The organism is Delftia acidovorans NBRC 14950, assembly GCF_001598795.1.
Classification (GTDB): Bacteria; Pseudomonadota; Gammaproteobacteria; order Burkholderiales; family Burkholderiaceae_C; genus Comamonas; species Comamonas acidovorans.
Genome location: NZ_BCZP01000025.1, coordinates 1 through 18,816 on the forward strand (window position 1 = coordinate 1; position 18,816 = coordinate 18,816).

16 protein-coding genes are annotated in these 18,816 nt (G+C 64.7%); 2 read left to right on the forward strand and 14 right to left on the reverse strand.

Going from position 1 to position 18,816, the window contains the following annotated elements:
• Positions 1-1,131: LysM peptidoglycan-binding domain-containing protein (locus DA1_RS30920; RefSeq protein WP_162269886.1), on the forward strand; the 1,131-nt coding region annotated here is incomplete at its 5' end.
• A 31-nt stretch (positions 1,132-1,162) separates the two neighbouring features.
• Here the strand turns inward: DA1_RS30920 and DA1_RS23810 are convergent.
• The 12 genes from DA1_RS23810 to DA1_RS23865 all read right to left on the reverse strand — a co-directional run bounded on the left by DA1_RS23810 (position 1,163) and on the right by DA1_RS23865 (position 14,266).
• Positions 1,163-1,924, reverse strand: a complete 762-nt coding sequence (locus DA1_RS23810; RefSeq protein WP_034393543.1) for an enoyl-CoA hydratase — start codon at positions 1,922-1,924, stop codon at positions 1,163-1,165.
• Complete coding sequence (locus DA1_RS23815) at positions 1,921-3,108, reverse strand: CaiB/BaiF CoA transferase family protein (protein ID WP_034393540.1); 1,188 nt, start codon at positions 3,106-3,108, stop codon at positions 1,921-1,923. Before DA1_RS23815 ends, DA1_RS23810 begins: the two co-directional genes overlap by 4 nt.
• A gap of 9 nt (positions 3,109-3,117) precedes the next feature.
• Positions 3,118-4,101, reverse strand: coding sequence for a Bug family tripartite tricarboxylate transporter substrate binding protein (locus tag DA1_RS23820; RefSeq protein ID WP_034393539.1), 984 nt, complete (start codon positions 4,099-4,101; stop codon positions 3,118-3,120).
• 108 nt (positions 4,102-4,209) lie between these two features.
• The gene (locus DA1_RS23825) at positions 4,210-5,109 is read right to left on the reverse strand and encodes a LysR family transcriptional regulator (RefSeq protein ID WP_034393537.1); all 900 of its coding nucleotides are present in this window, start codon (positions 5,107-5,109) and stop codon (positions 4,210-4,212) included.
• A 70-nt stretch (positions 5,110-5,179) separates the two neighbouring features.
• The gene (locus tag DA1_RS23830) at positions 5,180-7,477 is read right to left on the reverse strand and encodes a putative bifunctional diguanylate cyclase/phosphodiesterase (RefSeq protein ID WP_034393534.1); all 2,298 of its coding nucleotides are present in this window, start codon (positions 7,475-7,477) and stop codon (positions 5,180-5,182) included.
• A 110-nt stretch (positions 7,478-7,587) separates the two neighbouring features.
• A complete protein-coding gene (locus tag DA1_RS23835; RefSeq protein WP_373861124.1) occupies positions 7,588-7,854 on the reverse strand; it encodes a hypothetical protein in 267 nt (88 codons plus the stop codon).
• Between the two features lie 398 nt (positions 7,855-8,252).
• On the reverse strand, positions 8,253-8,891 hold the full coding sequence (eda, locus tag DA1_RS23840; RefSeq protein ID WP_034393529.1) for a bifunctional 4-hydroxy-2-oxoglutarate aldolase/2-dehydro-3-deoxy-phosphogluconate aldolase: 639 nt from the start codon (positions 8,889-8,891) through the stop codon (positions 8,253-8,255).
• Positions 8,876-10,702, reverse strand: coding sequence for a phosphogluconate dehydratase (edd, locus tag DA1_RS23845; RefSeq protein WP_034393526.1), 1,827 nt, complete (start codon positions 10,700-10,702; stop codon positions 8,876-8,878). Before edd ends, eda begins: the two co-directional genes overlap by 16 nt.
• Before the next feature lie 110 nt (positions 10,703-10,812).
• A complete protein-coding gene (locus DA1_RS23850) occupies positions 10,813-11,832 on the reverse strand; it encodes a TRAP transporter substrate-binding protein (protein ID WP_034398544.1) in 1,020 nt (339 codons plus the stop codon).
• A gap of 28 nt (positions 11,833-11,860) precedes the next feature.
• Positions 11,861-13,141, reverse strand: coding sequence for a TRAP transporter large permease (locus DA1_RS23855; RefSeq protein ID WP_012205589.1), 1,281 nt, complete (start codon positions 13,139-13,141; stop codon positions 11,861-11,863).
• Between the two features lie 12 nt (positions 13,142-13,153).
• Positions 13,154-13,660, reverse strand: coding sequence for a TRAP transporter small permease (locus DA1_RS23860; protein WP_034393523.1), 507 nt, complete (start codon positions 13,658-13,660; stop codon positions 13,154-13,156).
• Between the two features lie 18 nt (positions 13,661-13,678).
• On the reverse strand, positions 13,679-14,266 hold the full coding sequence (locus DA1_RS23865; RefSeq protein WP_505538455.1) for a gluconokinase: 588 nt from the start codon (positions 14,264-14,266) through the stop codon (positions 13,679-13,681).
• Between the two features lie 156 nt (positions 14,267-14,422).
• Here DA1_RS23865 and gntR point away from each other — a divergent pair, with 156 nt between their 5' ends.
• On the forward strand, positions 14,423-15,517 hold the full coding sequence (gene gntR, locus DA1_RS23870) for an HTH-type transcriptional regulator GntR (protein ID WP_051940755.1): 1,095 nt from the start codon (positions 14,423-14,425) through the stop codon (positions 15,515-15,517).
• 36 nt (positions 15,518-15,553) lie between these two features.
• Here gntR and DA1_RS23875 read toward each other — a convergent pair whose 3' ends face one another.
• A complete protein-coding gene (locus DA1_RS23875; protein ID WP_012205585.1) occupies positions 15,554-16,525 on the reverse strand; it encodes a chemotaxis protein in 972 nt (323 codons plus the stop codon).
• 152 nt (positions 16,526-16,677) lie between these two features.
• Complete coding sequence (gene accC / locus DA1_RS23880) at positions 16,678-18,726, reverse strand: acetyl-CoA carboxylase biotin carboxylase subunit (protein ID WP_034393517.1); 2,049 nt, start codon at positions 18,724-18,726, stop codon at positions 16,678-16,680.
• Between the last annotated feature and the right edge of the window lie 90 nt (positions 18,727-18,816).

Genomic DNA, 18,816 nt, shown 5'->3' on the forward strand with positions numbered 1-18,816 from the left:
AAATGGTGGCAATCGCCTGGCTGGTACGACCAGGTGGACAATGCCAGCGTAACGACCTATGCATACGACGCCATGAACCGGCAGACTGTCAGCTTCGAATGGCAGATCCAGAAGGTAGGACTTGAGCAAATCACCTCCACCACCCTCAAGCACAACTACGCCTACGACCTGGCCGGCAACCGCACCAGCGACATTTCCAGTGAACAGACCTCTGGCAAGGCCGCCCAGGAAACGGTCAACAACTACGTCTACGACGACCTGCACCGGCTGGACAGCTTCAGCATCAGCCAGTCGGGCAAGGCCACGCAGTCCGGCCAGGTCCTCTACGACGGAGCCGGCCGCCAGGTCTATGCCAAGACGCTGAGCAGCACCGGCGAAGCCGAACACCGCTACAACCAGTACGACACCCTGGGCCGCGTGCAGGACACCCGCGTCGTCATGCGCCGCGCTGACAACCAGTCCAGGATCCAGCACACCGACGTCGCCTACCATGGCGCCCCCGGCACCACCGACCCCAGCCTGGGCTACGACGCCGCTGGCAACCTGCGCGGGCAAGTGCAGACCACGAATGGCAACACCGGTGATGCCACGCGCACCACCTACAAGTACCAGTTCAACGGCAGTTACCAGCAGACCGAGTCCACCACCACCCAGGGCGGCCGCACGGCCACCACCAACACGTGGCGCGACGCCAACGGCTTCATCAGCAACATCGAGCAGAAAGGGGAGGTCTACGACACCCGCTACAACCGGGCCTTCGTCAATGATGCCCAGGGCAATGCGCTCTACGTCAACCAGAGCGCCGGCTCGGCCTCGGACAAGGGTGGCCGCATAGAAAATCGCCCCCAGAACGGCGAAGTACCCAAATACGTCAACACCGTCGAATTCCACCTGAACGCCTCTGCCTTGAAGCTGCGCTACACCAACTTCAGCGCCATGAACTACACCGTGGTCGGCGGTGAAACCCTCAAAACCATCGCCCGCAACGTGCTGGGCGACAGCAGCCTGTGGTGGCGCATCGCGGGAGCCAACGGCCTGGCCGTCTCGGGCGACCGCGAGTTGCAGGCCGGCCCTCCGCATCCCCAAGCTGGCCCTGAACGCCAACAGTACCGGCAACTTCCAGCTGAATGACCCGAGCGGGATCACACTCGGTGTTGCACCATCACCCCATAAACCGCGCCACCCCCGCCCGAAACTCCCCACTCCCATAAACCGCCGACACCAGATCCTCATCATCCAGCCGCTGCTCCACGACGATGCGCCTCAGGCTTTCCTTGACCGCTGACTGGGTGGTTGCCGACAAGGCCATGAGCTGCTCGGCCAGCGCCTGTGCCTGGGCTTGCAATTGATCTGCCGGCACCACCGCATGCACGAACCCGCAGGCCTCGGCCTGCTCGGCTGAGAGGTAGTCCGCCAGCAGCAGCATGCGCTTGACGCGCGGCACGCCCAGGCTGGCCACCAGGCGCGCGATGTTGCGTGATGACAGCGTGTTGGACAGCGTCTTGGCAATCGGCGCACCGAAGCGCGAGCCGGTGCTGCAGATGCGAAAGTCGCATGCCGTGGCCAGGGCCAGGCCGCCGCCCACGGCCCAGCCGTCGATGACGGCGATGGTGGGCACGGCGATGCGCTCCACGGCATCGATCACGCGCTCCACGAATGCTTCGTAGGCAATGCCTTGCTGGCCGTCACAGAAGTCCTTGAAGTAGGCAATGTCGGTGCCCGAGATGAAGGATTTGCCGCCCGCGCCGCGCAGCATCACGCAGCGGATGGCCGGGTCGGCCTGGCAGCGCTCCAGGGCTGTGAGCAGTGCCTCGTACATGGGCAGTGTCATGGCGTTGTGGCGTTCGGGGCGGTCGATGAGGATCTCGGCCGCGCCCCCGGCGTGAAGGGTCAGCGCCACGGATTCATGCAGGGCCGTGCTCATGCGGCGGCCTTCAGTGCCTGGAGTTCGGCCATGATTTCTGCGTTGTGCTCGCCCAGCAGCGGCGGATGGCGGCGCACCTGCTGGGGCGTGCCGAGCATCTTGACGGGAAAGCCGATGTTCTTGACCTTGCCTTCGATGGGATGGTCGATCTCCATGCACATGCCGCGGTGCTGGCCGTGTTCCCCCTCGAAGGCCTGCGGATAGGTGAGCAGCGGGCCTGCGGGAATGCCTGCCTCCAGCATGCGGTCCACCCAGTCGGCGCTGTCGTGGTGGGCAAACTCCGCTTCCAGTGCCTCTATCAATGCCTCCCGGTGCTTGAGGCGCAGCGCCACGGTGGCGTAGTCCGGATGTTCCACCAGGTCCGGGCGCTCGATCAGCGCGCACAGCCTGGCCCAGAGTTTCTGATTGGTGGCGCCCATGACGAAATAGCCGTCGCGCGCCTTCACGGCCTGGTAGGGGGCGCTCATCTTGTTGCTGGTGCCCAGCGGCGCGGGCGGCACGCCGGTGCCCCAGTATTCGGACATGTCCCAGATCGAGAAAGCCATGGCCGAGTCGAACAGCGAGGCGTCTATGTGCTGGCCCTGCCCTGTCTTCTGCGCGCCGATGTAGGCGGCCAGCAGTCCGTAGGTGGCGAACAGTGCGCAACCGATGTCGGCCACGGGCACGCCGGCCTTGACGGGTTTCTCTCCCTTGTAGCCGGTGACGCTCATCACGCCCGACATGGCCTGGGCCATGAGGTCGAACCCCGGCCGCTGGGCCCAGGGGCCGCTTTGGCCGAAGCCCGAGATGCTGACATAGACGATGCGCGGGTTGATGCGGCGAATGCTTTCGTAGTCGATCTTCAGGCGCTGGACCACGCCTGGCCGGTAATTCTCGACGATGACATCGGCTGTCGTAGCCAATTGGTAGAAGGCCTCACGCCCCTCCTCGCTCTTGAGGTCCAGCGTCAGCGACCGCTTGTTGCGGTTCATGTTCAGAAAGCCCATGCTGTCCGGGCCCTTCATCTTGAAGCCCATGGCGCCGCGCGTCTGGTCGCCGGTGCCCGGAGGCTCGACCTTGATGACATCGGCGCCGAGGTCGGCCAGCAGCATGCAGGCAAATGGGCCGGCCATGACCTGGCTGACGTCGAGCACGCGGATGCCTTGCAGGGGCAGTTGCAGCGGGTTGGATTGGGGATTGCTCATGCCGGGTCCTCAGCTTTCTTCGGTGATTTTTGCGGCGCGCACCACGTCGCCCCACTTCTTGTATTCGGCAGCCATGAAGGCCGCGAACTTGTCCACGGAGCCGCCACCGTCCTCCACGCCGTATCCGTCGAAGCGGCTGACCACGTCGGGCATGGCCAGCACGCGGTTGATGTCGGCATTGATGCGCTGGGCCAGTTCCCTGGACATGTCGCGCGGGCCGACGACGCCGTACCAGCTCGATGCGTCAAAGCCCTTGAAGCCCTGCTCGTCCATGGTGGGCATGGCCGGGAATCCCTTGGCACGGTTCACGCGGGTCTGGGCGATGCCCAGCATTTTTCCTGCGCGGACCTGGGCAGTGGCGGCCGTCATGGTGTCGAAGCTGAAGTCGATCTGACCGCCGATCAGGTCGGTCTGCATGGGACCGGATCCTTTGTAGGGAACGTGGATGCTCTTGACACCTGCCGCCATGTTGAACATCTCGGCCGCAAGGTGCTGCACCGAGCCTGTGCCCGAAGAGCCGAAGCTGACCTTGCCGGGGCTTTTGCGGCACAGCTCCACCACCTCCTGCACCGAGGCATGGCCGTTCCTGCTGCTGGTCACCAGGATGTGGGGCGTTGCGCCGATCAGGGCAATGGGCGCGTAGTCCTTGAGCGGGTCATAGGTGATGGATCTGAAGATCTGCGGCGAGATGGCGTGCGTGTTCACATGGGCCATCAGCAGGTTGATGCCTTCTGTGAAGCGGGTCTTGGCAAAGTATTCGGCCGCCAGCGAGCCCGTGGCGCCGGGCTTGTTCTCCACGATCACGGGCCGGCCCCAGATCTCGGACAGCTTTTGGCCCACGATGCGCGCGAACACATCGGTGCCGCCGCCCGGTGCCCAGCCAACCAGGATCTTGACGGGCCCCTTGGGCAGTTCGGGGGCCGGGGGCGCGGCCCCTGCCCAGGGTGCGGCCAGCGCGGTGGCGCCGGCCGCGATGAAGTCGCGGCGTTTCATGTCTGTCTCCTGCACATCGTTGTTGTGCAGTCACTGTCGCCGGGCGCCGATATCGCGGCAAGCCTGTGTGCCGCATGCCTGGTTTCGCAATCTGCGAAACCAGAAGGGTCAGATCGCGCGCTCACCCTGCAGCAGGGCGGCGACGACGTTGCGCAGCGCCTGTTCCTGGGCTTGGCCTTCGATGAAGGACAGCACGTAGCTGCGCTCGTGCCAGTCGCCTTCCAGGGTGGCCCAACCCAGGTCGGGCTCAGGGTGGAAGCTGCGCAGCACACCGGGTGGCATCAGTCCCACGCCCAATCCTTCGCGCACCAGGGCCAGCATGGTGTCGAAGCCGCTGACGGCGAAATCGTTGCGAAACACCCTGCCCCGGCTGCGGTGGGCGCGGCGCAAAGCGGCCAGGATGGCCGAGCCCCGGCCCAGGCTGACGATGGGGCAGTCCAGCAACTGATCCAGCACCACCGGCTCGACGGCAAAGCTGAAATGCCTGCGGCTGTAGACCAGCACCAGGCTGTCCTTGCGGTAGTCGGAGCGTGGCAGATCCACGAAGCCGCTGGTCTTCTCGAAGATGCCGATGTCGATGACCTTGTCGCGCAGCAGTTGCTGGACGATGCGGCTGTTCTCCTCCATCACCTGCAGCGTGATGTGGGGATAGCGCCGCTGGGTGACGGCGATGTCGGCAGCCAGGAACTGCAGGATGGCGGATTTGGGGGCGCCGATGATGATGCGGCCGTCGCGCCCGCGGCCCAGCGCCTGGGCGTCGGCTTCCAGCCGCTCCACCAGGTTGCCTATCTGGCGGATATGGGCCAGCAGCTTGAGGCCAGGCTCGGTGGCGCGTACTCCATGGGGCTGCCGCTTGAACAGCCTGGCGCCCAGTTGCTGCTCCAGGTCACTGAGCCGCCGCGAGGCCGCTGCCACCGCCAGTTGCAGCCTGTCGGCCGCGCGCGAAATGCTGCCCTCCTCGGCAATCGCAAGCACAAGCTGCACGGTGGTGGAGTCGATCTTCATCATGGCGGCAAGGCACTCTTGCGCAGGCGGCGTCTGCTGAGGGCGCGATTGTGCCCCAGTGCAGCAACTGTGCTCAGGCCTGTGCGGGACACTCCAGCACGTCGCTGAGGCTGAAGCTCTCCAGGAACGGCAGGACATGCTCCTCGTTCATCGGGCGGGCGATCAGGAATCCCTGGACATACGTGCACCCGAGTTGCTGCAGGTACAGAAACTGCTCCGTGGTTTCCACGCCTTCCGCGACGACTTCAAGGCCCAATCTGCGGCTCAGTGCCAGGGTGGCCTCGACAATCGCGGCAGCCCCGGCGTCCTTGTCCATGGCCTGTATGAAGCTGCGATCGATCTTGATCAGGTTGAAGGGAAAGCGGTGCAGGTAGGAAAGACTGGCATGGCCGGAGCCAAAGTCATCGATGGCGAGATTCACACCCAGTGCCTTGACTTGCCGCATGACGGACAGCACCTGCTCATCATCTTGAAGCAGGGCCGATTCCGTCACCTCGATGTAGCAGCGCTCGGGGTTCAGGCCGGCGCGGTCCAGATGCTCCTTCAATTGCACCGCCATGCCTGGATCGAGAAATTCAAAGGCCGGGCAGTTGATGGACACCGAGATATCGGACGGCCATCCGTTGGCAACCAGCAGCGGGGAGCGCTCCACCATTTGGTCGATGGGAAGCAGCAGGCCGCGCCGCTCTGCCATGGCAATAAAGACTCCTGGCGGGACAGACCCTCTGGCCGGGCTGTTCCAGCGCATCAGCGACTCGAACCCCGATATTTTTCCCGTGGCCACATGGCAGATCGGCTGGTACGCCATGAACAACTGGCTTGTTCCGATGGCGGACCGGAAATCCTGCTCCAGCAGCAGTTGCTCCTGCATGGGGCCATCGGCGGAAGGCTCGAATTTCACGAATCGCCCACGTCCCTGGGATCGCGCCCGCTCCATTGCCGCGCGCCCGTCGCGCAGCAGCTGATTCCAGTCCTCGGTGTTCTTGCAGACCGCCGTCCCTACGCAGACAGACAGCAAAATGCTGCGCTCACCCAGCATGTAGCGCTTTTTACCCAGTCGGATGGAGAGTGTTTTCGCCATGGAATCGGGGTTCCCTTCATATTGGGCGACACAGAACTCCTCGATGGCAAGGCGGGCGGCTACGTCATTCTGTCCAATACAGGAGCGCAATTGTTTTGACAGTTGCGAGATCAGTGGGTTGTCCATTCCAGGAACCAGCGTATCTGCCAGCACTTGCAAATGCTCGATACCGATGACATGGATGGCAACAGGACGCCGCTGTGCTTGCGTTCTGTTCAGAAGTTGCTCAAATCCGGTTGAATTGAGCAATTCGGAAGCAGGGTCATGGAAAAGATGGTGCCTCAGCTGTGAATGCACCTGTACCAGATCCCTCGCCTCGAAATAGGATCTTCTGCGCTCACGCATCCACAATTGCGCCAGTAATAAAAATGAAACCAGGCTGATGGCCGCCCATGCCATGATGGTTTTGCCAAACCTCCACCATGGAGCCGCGAGCTTTGCCTTGGCGGCCAGCGTGGCATAGGCGAGATCCATGCCGCCTTGGCTGGAGCGGTGCATGGCGACGATCCAGGGGTGTCCTAAGCCATCGTCAGCGTCCAATATGCCCTCGCCTGCCGCCATCATTTTTGCAAGCCCGGAATCCATTCCGTCCAGAATGTGCGGATGCTCCTGGGGGATTCTGACCAGGTCTTTGCCGTTTGGCAGGCTGACCATGACCTGATGGCCATCCAGCAGCAGTGAACCGAATGCTTGGCGAATGGAATCCACGGAAATGAAGGCCACCACAATGCCAGTCAGCGCCCCACTGGAGTCACGTACCGGACGCCCCAGCACCAGGGACGGTATATCGAAGACCGGCGATCTGCTTGAATCCAGCAAGAAGAAGCCGCCAGGCTTTGTCTGCAGCGCTGCATTCCAGATGGGGCGCTCGGGGTTGTCGGGAGACAGCGGCAGCTTGCTGAAACGTGAGGAAATGGACCATTTCCCATGTCGATCAAGCACGCTCATGCTGATGACGCCGGGCAGCGCCGCCACCTCCTGGATCAAGGCATTGCGGATATCGGTGCTGGCATCAGGGTCTGCCGTGATTTCGCCTTGGCGGCCCGGTGCCAGCAAAAGTTGTTCTGTTCTCTCTACCGCCAAAGAGGTGGCAAGAATGATCTTGTTGGTTTCAGCGGCAGAGGCAGAGAGCGCATGCAGGAGATTCGATTTCTCTTCATGCAGCGATGTCTCGTAGCTGGAGATCAGAGAAACGCCCGCAACGCCAATGATCACCAAACATGCGATGAAAATACAGGCATACCAGCGCCTGGGCTGCCAGCTTGGAGGTCTTCTCTCTGCATGCATCATTCAACGCTCATCTGGTCAAAGTACCAGCGAACAGGCACCGTTCTCCCGGCAGGCAAGCCTGCCAGGAGAAACGTTTCCCGTTGGCTGTGACGCACTGGTCTGAATTTCCGTCAGGACGCGGAAAGACTCAGCGGCCTCATGGGTGAGGGGATTTTCCTCAAGACAGGGGCCTCCTTTTCCGCGGGGTCCAGCTTGAAAATGGAAACTGCCGAAACCAGGGCCTGCGCCTGCTGGCTGAGACTTCCGGCTGCCGCTGCCGACTCTTCCACCAGAGCGGCATTTTGCTGGGTGACCTGGTCCAGCTGGATGATCGCATCATTGATCTGATCGATGCCCTGGCTTTGCTCCCTGGTGGCCCTACTGATCTCTTCGATCATGTCTCGATACTCGACCAATAAAAATTGGCACTGGCGCCGCGAGGCGCCAGTGCCAATTTTTATTCTCAGGCCCTGCAACGACAATTGCATTTTTCTTGGTCGGTAAAGAATGATTGCGGCGGAAACTTCAGGCGGCAATTATTCTTGTGCATATGCGAGTGTTTCAAGACAGCCTATTGATATTGTCTTATCAAAAGGCTGTTTGAAGGATAAGCAATGATTGTAACGTTGTGTTATGAAATCAATTACTCCTTTCCTCGCACCTTGACTTTGCATTTTGCGCAAACATTGCCGCAATACGCATAATTTTCAATGGATTCAAGTCCCCATCCCCAATCGATGGCCCAGACAAACAAAAGCGGCCCCTTGGGGGCCGCTGGTTCCGGGGCAATGGCGACTCAGGCGCTGCGCAGGCTTTTGGCTGCGCCGGCCAGTGCGGTGATCCGCTTCCAGTCACCCTGCTCCAGCGCATCGGCAGGCACCAGCCAGGAGCCACCCACGCAGACCACGTTGGACAGCGCCAGGAATTGCGCCGCATTGTCCGCAGACACGCCGCCCGTGGGGCAGAACCGCACGTCGCCGAAGGGGCCTTGCCAGGCTTTGAGCATGGCCGTGCCGCCCGCCTGTACGGCGGGGAAGAATTTCAGCTCGTTGAAGCCGTCGTCCTGGGCGGCCATGATTTCGCCGCTGGTGGCCACGCCGGGCAGCAGCGGCAGCTGCAGGGCCTGGCAGGCCTGGCCCAGTGCGCTGGTGTAGCCAGGGCTCACGGCAAAGCGCGCACCAGCGCTGGCGGCGGCACGGGCATCGGCGGCGCTGCGCACGGTACCGGCGCCCACGATGGCCTCGGGCACGGCACGTGCGATGGCTTCGATGCTGGCCAGGCCCTCGGGCGTGCGCAGCGTGACTTCCAGTACGCGGATGCCGCCCGCGACCAGGGCCTGGGCCATGGGCACGGCATGTGCGACGTTGTTCAGGACGATGACCGGGATGACCGGCGCGTCCTGCATGATGGCCAGTGCCGTCAGTCGTTGATCCATGTGCAAGCTCCCTCTTCTGCGCTGAGCGCGTGGCGCCGGAATCCGGCAAACAGTTCGCGGCCAAAACCCCGGCCGTTGGCCTGGCGCAATGCCTGCGGCATGGTGGCCAGGGGCCGCTGCTGCCATTCGGTGTCATCGACCAGCACGGCCAGGGTGCCGGCCACGGCGTCCAGGCGTACCAGGTCGCCGTCTTGCAGGCGCGCCAGCGGTCCGCCCACGCAGGCCTCGGGCGAGACATGGATGGCGGCGGGCACCTTGCCCGAGGCGCCGCTCATGCGGCCGTCCGTGACCAGGGCCACCTTGTAGCCCTTGCCCTGCAGCACGGCCAGCGGTGGGGTGAGCTTGTGCAGCTCGGGCATGCCGTTGGCGCGCGGACCCTGCCAGCGCACCACGCAGATGACATCGCGGTCCAGCTCGCCGGCCTTGAAGGCCTGCTGCAGCGCTTCCTGCGAGTCGAAGATGCGCGCGGGCGCCTCGACCACATGGCGGTCCTCGGGCACGGCGCTGACCTTGATCACGCTGCGCCCCAGGTTGCCGGACAGCAGCTTGAGCCCGCCCGTGGCGCTGAAAGGCGCATCGGCCGGGCGCAGCACGGACAGGTCGCCGGAGACTTCGGCCTCGTGCCAGACGAGATGGCCGTCTTCCACGGCGGGAATGCGCGCAAATTCCTGCAGGCCCTCGGGCCGCACGGTGAGCACATCGCCATGCATGAGGCCGGCCTTCAGCAACTGGCCGATCACATAGCCCGGCCCGCCTGCGGCCTGGAACTGGTTCACGTCGGCGCTGCCGTTGGGATAGACGCGGGCCAGCAGCGGCACCACGCCCGAGAGTTCCGAAAAATCATTCCAGTCGATGACGATGCCTGCCGCACGTGCCACGGCCACCCAATGGATCAGGTGGTTGGTCGATCCGCCCGTGGCCAGCAGGGCCACCATGGCGTTGACGATGCAGCGCTCGTCCACCACATGGCCAATGGGTGCGAAGCGGCGGTTCTTGGTGATGGCCAGCACGCTGCGCATGGCCTCGCGCGTGAGCAGTTCGCGTTCGCCTTCGGCCGGGTTGATGAAGGCCGTGCCCGGCACATGCAATCCCATGGCCTCCAGCAGCATCTGGTTGCTGTTGGCCGTGCCGTAGAAGGTGCAGGTGCCTTCGCCGTGGTAGGCAGCCGTTTCGGCGGCCAGCAGCTCCTTGCGGCCCACCAGGCCCTGCGCGGCCTGCTCGCGCACCTTGGCCTTTTCGCCATTGGACAGGCCCGAGGTCATGGGGCCGGCCGGCACGAACACCGTGGGCAGATGGCCGAAATGCAGGGCGCCGATCAGCAGGCCCGGCACGATCTTGTCGCAAATGCCCAGCATCAGCGCGGCGTCGAACACGTCATGCGACAGCGCGATGGCCGTGCCCATGGCAATGGCGTCCCGGCTGAACAGGCTCAGTTCCATGCCGGGCGCGCCCTGGGTCACGCCGTCGCACATGGCCGGCACGCCGCCGGCGACCTGCGCCGTGGCGCCGAGCTTGCGCGCCTCGTCCTTGAGGATGTCGGGATAGCGTGCCAGCGGCGCATGGGCCGAGAGCACGTCGTTGTACGCGGTGACGATGGCGACGTTGGGCGCCTTCTCTTCCACGATGCGTATGCGGTCGCCGCCTGGAATGCCCGCAAAGGCATGGGCCACATTGGCGCAGCCCATGGACTGGGCGCCGGGCGGGCGCGCGGCCATGGCGTCCACCTGCTCCAGGTAGGCGGCGCGTGATTGGGCACTGCGCTCGCGGATGCGGCGCGTGACCTGCTCGACGATGGGGTGGATGGTGCTCATGCGGGGTTCCTGCGGATGCGCTGGCGCGCGTTTTCTCTCTGTCGCGTTGTCTTTATGGGAAATGTCGGCCGGGGCATCCCTCCCAGGTGCGTCCGGCCCTGCTCCGAAGCTTACTTCACTGTGCGCGCCTGCTTGACGGCGGCCTGCACCTCGTCCCATGTGCCTTGGCCCACGGTCTTGGCAATGCCGGCATTCACCGCCGCGAGCTTGTCGCGCATGCGGCTGGCTTCTGCGGCGGGCAGCTCGTTGACCTGCATGCCCTTGGCCTTGATGTCGGCCAGGGCCTTGGCGGCTTCCTCGCGCGTGTCCTTGCGTTCGAACTCGCGGCTCTTGACGGCGGCATCCTGCAGCACCTTCTTCTCGGCCGGGCTCAGCGTGTCCCACCACTTCTTGCTGACGGTGACGATCCAGGGGCTGTAGACGTGGTTGGACACCGTGAGGTACTTCTGCACTTCATAGAACTTGCTGGACAGCACGGTGTTGAAGGGGTTTTCCTGGCCATCGACGGCACGGGTCTCCAGCGCCGTGAACAGCTCGGAGAACGGCAGCGGCACGGCATTGGCGCCCAGGGCCTTGAAACTGTCCAGGAAGACGTTGTTCTGCATCACGCGCAGCTTCACGTCGGCCAGGTCTTCCATCTTGGCGATGGGGCGCTTGTTGTTGGTGAGGTTGCGGAAACCGTTTTCCCAATAGACCAGGCCCACCATGCCCTTGGGCTCCAGCGTGGCCTTGACCTTCTCGCCCACGGGGCCGTCCAGCACGGCGTCGGCTTCCTTGACATTGCTGAACAGGAAGGGGGTGTCCCAGACGGCCATCTCGGGCGACAGGCCCACCAGGGTGGCGGTGGAGCCGACCATCATTTCCTGTGCGCCGCCGATCAGCGCCTGCTGCATCTGCGTGTCCGAGCCCAGCGAGGCATTGCCGATGGCACGCACCTTCATCTTGCCGCCCGTGGCCTTCTCGACCTCCTTGGCAAAGAAGCGCGCCGCGCGGCCCTGGTTGGACTCATCGACCAGGCCATAGCCGAAGCGCACGATGCGCGGCTTGAAGTCCTGGGCCATGGCCTGGCCCGTGGCGGCCAGCGTGGTGACGGCGGCCATCAGGCCGGCGAGTGCAAAGGGAATACGCATGTTCATCTCCTTGGGTTGTAGTGAGGGATCAATGCATCCAGCGCAGAGGGGCCAGGATGATTTGCGGAAAAATCACGAAAAGCACGGCAAGCAGCACATAGACCATCAGGAACGGGTTCGTGCCCTTGATCACGGTCTCCATGCGCAGCCGGCCCACCCCGGCGACCACGTTCTGCACCGTTCCCACGGGCGGCGTGATCAGGCCGATGCAGCCCACGTAGATGAACATGAAGCCGAAGTAGATGGGATCGATGCCGGCCTTGACGGCCAGCGGCGCGCACACGGGGCCGAAGATCAGGATGGTTGGCGTCAGGTCCATGGCCGTGCCCACCACCAGCAGGAACAGCATCATCGTGGCCATGAACAGCACGGGACTGCCCAGCAGGCCCGAGAAGCTGTCGGCCAGCATGTTGGGCAGGTCGGCCAGGGTGATCATGTAGGCCGTCACCGTGGCGGCGCCGCACAGGAACATGACCACGGCCGTGGTCTTGGCGGCGGCCAGGAACACGGCGTACAGACGGCTCCATGTCATCTCGCGGTAGATCACCATGGACACGAACAGCGCATAGACGGCTGCGACCACGGCCGCCTCGGTGGGCGTGAACACGCCGCCCTTGAGGCCGCCCAGGATGATGACCGGCATCATCATGGCCCAGAAGCTCTTGGCCAGCGCCTTCAGGCGCGGGCCCCAGGCCATGCGCTCGCCGCGCGACAGGTCGTACTTGCGGGCGATGGACCACCAGGCAAAGATCAGGAACACGCCCATGATCAGGCCCGGCACCACGCCCGACAGGAACAGCTTGCTGATCGAGGTGTTGGTCGTCACGCCGTAGATGACGAAGGGCATGGACGGCGGAATGATGGGCGCAATGATGCCGCCTGAGGCCAGCAGGCCCGCGCTGTAGCTGTCGGGATACTTCTGGTCGCGCATCATGGGCAGCAGGATGGTGGCCAGGGCGGCGGTATCGGCAATGGCCGAGCCGCTCATGGACGCCAGCAGCACCGCCGCGCCAATGGCCACATAGCCCAGGCCGCCACGGATATGGCCCACATAGGCACGTGCCAGGTCGATGATGCGGCGCGACAGGCCACCCGCGTTCATCAGCTCGCCGGCCAGGATGAAGAAGGGCACGGCCAGCAGCGGGAAGTTGTCGAAGCCGGCCTGCAGGTTCTGCGCAAGCAGCTGCGAGTCGAAGAAGTCCAGGTGCCACATCAGCGCCACGCCGGTCAACACCAGCGCCTGGGCGATGGGCATGCCGATCACCATGCCGCCAATCAGCACGGCCAGAAAGATCAGGGTCACAACCATGGTGCGTACTCCTTACTCGACCGTCGTTTCGGCATGGTTTTCAGCCGGCGCGCCACGGCGCAGGTCGCGCAGCGTCACCACCAGCAGGCCCACGGCCAGCACCAGGGTGGCCGCAGCGCCCAGGGCCAGCGGGTAGCCCAGCACCGTGCTATAGCTGTTCAGTCCGGCCTCCACCTGGGCCCAGGAGCCCCACAGCAGCAGGCCCATGCAGACCAGGATCAGTGCCTGCGACACCCAGAACAGCGCCTTGCGTGCGCCAGGCCCCACGCGGGAAGTCACGAGGTCGAAGCCCAGGTGGCTGCCCTCGAAAGCGGCCACGATGGCGCCAATGGCCACCAGCCAGACGAAGAGCAGGCGCGAGATTTCCTCATAGGAAACGATGCTGGTATGGAACACATAGCGCAGCACCACGTTGATGAACACGGCAATGACCATGCCGGCCAGGGCCAGCACCATCAGCACCTCGGCAAAGTGCTGCAGGCGCGGCTTGGGCCGGACTGCGGTGGAATCGGATTGCATGGGGCTTGTCTCCTGGCGTTATGGGTTTTGGGAGAAGGTGTCGGCCTGCGCCGCGGGCAGGAGCTGCCAGCTTTGGGCGCGGTGCACGATGTCGGTCAGCGGCAGCGTGGCGTCCACGGACAGCACGGCGCACTCGCCATCAGGGCGTTCCAGCGTGGCGAACTGGTTGGCCACCAGCTCGGGCGAGAAGAAGTGGCCGGCGCGCTCCTGCACGCGCTGCAGCGCCGTCTCGTAGTTCAGGTCCAGGAACACGAAGCCCACGGCACCGGCCGGGCCGGCGGCACGCAGCCGGTCGCGGTACTTGCGCTTGAGGGCCGAGCAGGTCAGCACCACGCCCTGCCCCGGCATGGCCTGGGCCAGCAGCTGGGCCAGCCGGTCCAGCCAGCCGCTGCGGTCGTCGTCGGTCAGGGGGATGCCGGCCTGCATCTTGCGGATGCTTTCCTCGGCATGGTGGGCATCGCCCTCGTGCAGGGTCCAGCCCAGGGCATCGGCCAGGGCCTGTCCCACGCTGGACTTGCCGCAGCCGGAAACGCCCATGACGACCAGCGCCCGTGGGCGGGTGTCTGCGGGGGCGGTCGCGGTGATTGTTGGGATAGCGCTATCCATGTTCTTGCAAAAATTGGCAGACCAGGGTCTGCCTTGGATTTCGTTGTGCTTCAGAGGCCTTCGTCCGGGTTTACACGCAGGAGCAAGGGCCTTCGAATGATTGGGATAGCGCTATCATAATCTTCAACCCTCCCGCCCCCGACCTAGGACAATCCCTTGGCCCGTCAGATTCCGCCTGCCTCCCCAGAATCGCCCTCCGCCGATGTTTCCGGCCCGGCCCTGCCCGCCACGGGCCGCGCACGCTCCTCGCGGGCCAGCGGGCGCATCACGCTCAGCGATGTGGCACAGGCCGCTGGCGTCAGCCCCATGACGGTCTCGCGCGCCCTGCGCGGCGAGCGCCGCGTGGACCCGGCCCTGGTCGAGAAAATCCGCACGGCCGCCGCGCAGATGGGCTACGTGCCCGACCCCGCCGCACGCGCCCTGGCCTCGCAGAAAAGCGCCCAGGTGCTGGTGCTGGTGCCCATGCTGTCCAACACCCTGTTCGTGGACCTGATCGAGGCGGTTCACAAGGTGCTGTTCTCCGCGGGCTACCACGCGCTGATCGGCGTGACCCACTACGACCGGGCCGAAGAAGAACAGCTGCTGCGCACCTACCTGCCCATGCGCCCGGCCGGCCTGCTGCTCACGGGTTTTGACCGCAGCCCCGCTGCGCGTGAACTGGTACAGGCCAGCAAGGTCCCCTGCGTGCACCTGATGGAACTGGGCGGCGAGCCTGGTGCGCCCAGCGTGGGCTTTTCGCAGGCCGAGGCCGGAGCCGCCATCACGCGGCACTTGATGGAGCGCGGACACAGGCGCATTGCCTTTTGCGCAGGCCAGCTCGATGCCCGCGTGATGCAGCGCGCCGCGGGCTACCGCCATGCCCTGCAGGCGGCGGGCCTGCATGACCCCGCCCTGGAACTGCTCTGGCCCCGCCCCACGTCGATGGCGCTGGGCGCCGAGCTGCTGGACGCGGCCCTGCGCCTGGACCCTGCCGTCGATGCCCTGTTCTTCTGCAACGACGACATTGCCCAGGGTGCGCTGCTGGAGGCTCTGCGCCGGGGGATACGCGTGCCCGAGCAGATCGCCATCGCAGGCTTCAACGACCTGCCCGGCAGCGACCAGATGGTGCCGCCGCTGACCACCATCCGCACGCCGCGCGGCCATATCGGCACCGAAGGTGCGCGCATGCTGCTGCAGCTGATGCGTGGCGACGCTGTGGAGCCGCCCAGCGTGGATCTGGGCTACGAACTGGTGGTGCGGCAGAGCAGTTGAAGCGAAGAGGGCTTTGTGCGCCCTCCTCCGTGGCCATCAGCCCGGCAGCAGGCGGCGCAGGGTCTCGGCCAGATCCTCTGCCGCGAACTTGGCCACGTAGCCGTCCGCGCCAACGCTGCGCACATGGTCTTCGTTGGCCGATCCGGACAGCGAGGAATGGATGAGCACGGGAATGGAATGGAAGCGCGCGTCCTGCTTGATGTGGCGGGTGAGCGTGAAGCCGTCCATCTCGGGCATCTCCAGGTCGGTCAGCACCAGGGCGACCTTGTCGGCCACAGTCAGGCCCTCTGCCTGGGCGCTGTCGGCGATGGCGTTGAGGCGGTCCCAGGCCTCCTTGCCGGACTTGAGCATTTCATACGGTGCCTGCAGGACCTTGAGCTCCTTCTCGATCAGCGAGCGCGCCACGAAGGAATCATCGGCGGCCAGCACGATGGCGCCGGGCTTGAGTTTGAGCCTGGCGCCCACTTTTTCCGGCGTGATTTCCTGGGCGTCGGTGGGAGACACCAATTGCAGGATGGCCTCCACATCCAGCACCTGGGCCAGGCGCGAGTTGTCGGTGTCGCCATCCAGGCGGGCGATGCTGGTGACCAGCTTGCCGCCGGTGCCGCTGGCCTCGGCCGACAGCACCTGCTTCCAATCCAGGCGCACGATGTCCTCGACGGACTCCACAGCGAATGCCTGGGTGGTGCGCGCATATTCGGTGACCAGCATGATGTTCAGGCCGGTCTGAGGCTTGCAGCCCATGATGGCGGGAAGATTCAGCACCGGGATCACCTGCCCGCGCAGGTTTGCCACACCCAGCGAATGGGCCGTGCCCCCCGCGATGGGCGTGATGTGCGGCATGGCCACGATTTCGCGGACCTTGAACACATTGATCCCGAACAGCTCGGACTGGCCCAGGCCGGAGTCGCTGCCCAGCCGGAACAGCAGCAGCTCGAACTTGTTGTTGCTGGTGAGGTTGGTGCGCTCGTCGATCTCTCTTTGAGCTGCCTTGGAATTGAGGTTCATGCCGGTCCTGGAGAGTGACACATATTTTTACAAATTCTAAAGCGAGCGCCTCGGATTTAGCAAAAATTTATTGCACCTGAGTCGGAACAGCAACGCCGGGCGGCCGGCGACATGCTTCATGCATGCCACGGCCCCGCCCCGCGGCGCAGAAATCACTCGAATTCCAGGATCACATCGTCCACGGCCAGCGAATCGCCCTTGCTGGCGCTGATCTTGCCGACCACGCCGTCCTGCGAGGCGAACAGGATGTTCTCCATCTTCATCGCCTCGATCACCGCCAGCTTCTCACCGGCCTGCACCTTCTGGCCCGGCTGCACGGCCACGTCCACCAGCAGGCCCGGCATGGGCGACAGCAGGAACCTGGACAGGTCCGGCGGCGCCTTGTAGGGCATGAGGCGGTGCAGTTCGCCGCCGCGCGGCGAGAGCACCAGGGCGTCGATCTGCGTGCCGTTGTGGATGACGCGCAGGGCCAGCGGGTTCCTGGCCGTGCCGCGCTCGACCTGGGCCGTGAAGGGCTTGCCGTTGCAGCTGCCCTGCACGCACATGGCACGCATGGGGGTCTCGCTGCGGAAGGTGTAGGGCTTGCCATCCACCGTGACGGTGCTGGCGCGGCTTTCGGCGTCGAAGTCCGAGACCTGCACGGCGCGGTACTGGTGCTGGCCTTCGGCGCCCAGCACGACCACGCAGTAGTCGGCCGAGACCTTGAGCTCGTGCCCCCGCATCTGGCCGCTGATGGTGGCGGCGCGCGCGCGGTAGCGGCGGTTCATGTGGCCGGCCAGGGCGACCAGGAAGTCCGGGTCGCCGTGGGGCACGTCCTCGGCGTGGAAGCCGTGGGAGTAGTGCTCGGCGATGAAGCCGGTGTTGAAGTCGCCGCTCTTGAACTTGGGATGGGCCAGCAGCGCGGCCTGGAACGGGATGTTGGAGCTGATGCCCCGGATCACGAAGGCGTTGAGCGCCTCGCGCATCTTGGCGATGGCGTCGTTGCGGTCGCTGCCGTGCACGATGAGCTTGGCGATCATCGAGTCGTAGAACATCGGAATTTCGCCGCCTTCATACACGCCCGTATCCACGCGCACGCCGTGCAGGTGGCCGGTGTCGGCCTGCCACATGGTCTGCTCGGGCGGCGAAAAGCGCACCAGGCGGCCGGTGGACGGCAGGAAGTTGCGGAACGGGTCCTCGGCGTTGATGCGGCACTCGATGGCCCAGCCATTGCGCTTGACGTCTTCCTGCGCGATGGCCAGCTTCTCGCCAGCGGCTACGCGGATCATCTGCTCGACCAGATCCAGGCCGGTGATGCACTCGGTCACCGGGTGCTCCACCTGCAGGCGGGTGTTCATCTCCAGGAAGTAGAAATCCTGGTCCTTGCCAACCACGAATTCCACCGTGCCCGCGCTCTGGTAGCCCACGGCCTTGGCCAGGGCCACGGCCTGCTCTCCCATGGCGCGGCGTGTGGCGTCGCTGATGAAGGGGGACGGCGCCTCTTCGATCACCTTCTGGTGTCGGCGCTGGATGGAGCATTCGCGCTCGTTCAGGTAGATCACGTTGCCGTGGCCGTCGCCCAGCACCTGGATCTCGATGTGGCGCGGCTCCTGCACGAATTTCTCGATGAAGATGCGATCGTCGCCAAAGCTGTTGCGTGCCTCGTTCTGGCAGCTGGCAAAGCCCTCGAAGGCTTCCTTGTCGTTGTAGGCCACGCGCAGGCCCTTGCCGCCGCCGCCGGCGCTGGCTTTGATCATCACGGGGTAGCCGATGCCCTTGGCGATTTCCACGGCGGCCTCGGGGCCGGCAATGGGGTCGTTGTAGCCGGGGATGGTGCTCACGCCGGCCTTGTCGGCCAGCTTCTTGGAGGCGATCTTGTCGCCCATGGCCGCAATGGCCGCGTGCTTGGGGCCGATGAAGGTGATGCCCTCTTCCTCCACGCGCCGGGCGAAGGCCTCGTTCTCGGACAGGAAGCCGTAGCCCGGGTGCACGGCCTGGGCGCCGGTCTGCTTGCAGGCGGCAATGATGCGGTCGGCCTGCAGGTAGGACTCGCGGCTGGGCGCGGCGCCGATGTGCACGGCCTCGTCGGCCAGCTTGACGTGGCGTGCCTCGCGGTCCGCATCGGAGTACACCGCCACGGTCTGTATGCCCATCTTGCGGGCGGTGGCGATAACGCGGCAGGCAATCTCGCCGCGGTTGGCAATCAGGATCTTCTTGAACATCTTCTTAGCCCATTCTTGGAACTAAATCATGGGAACCGGAGCTGTCGTCAGCTTCGCTGTCCCTGTTTTGCGCTTCGCCAGCACTGTCAG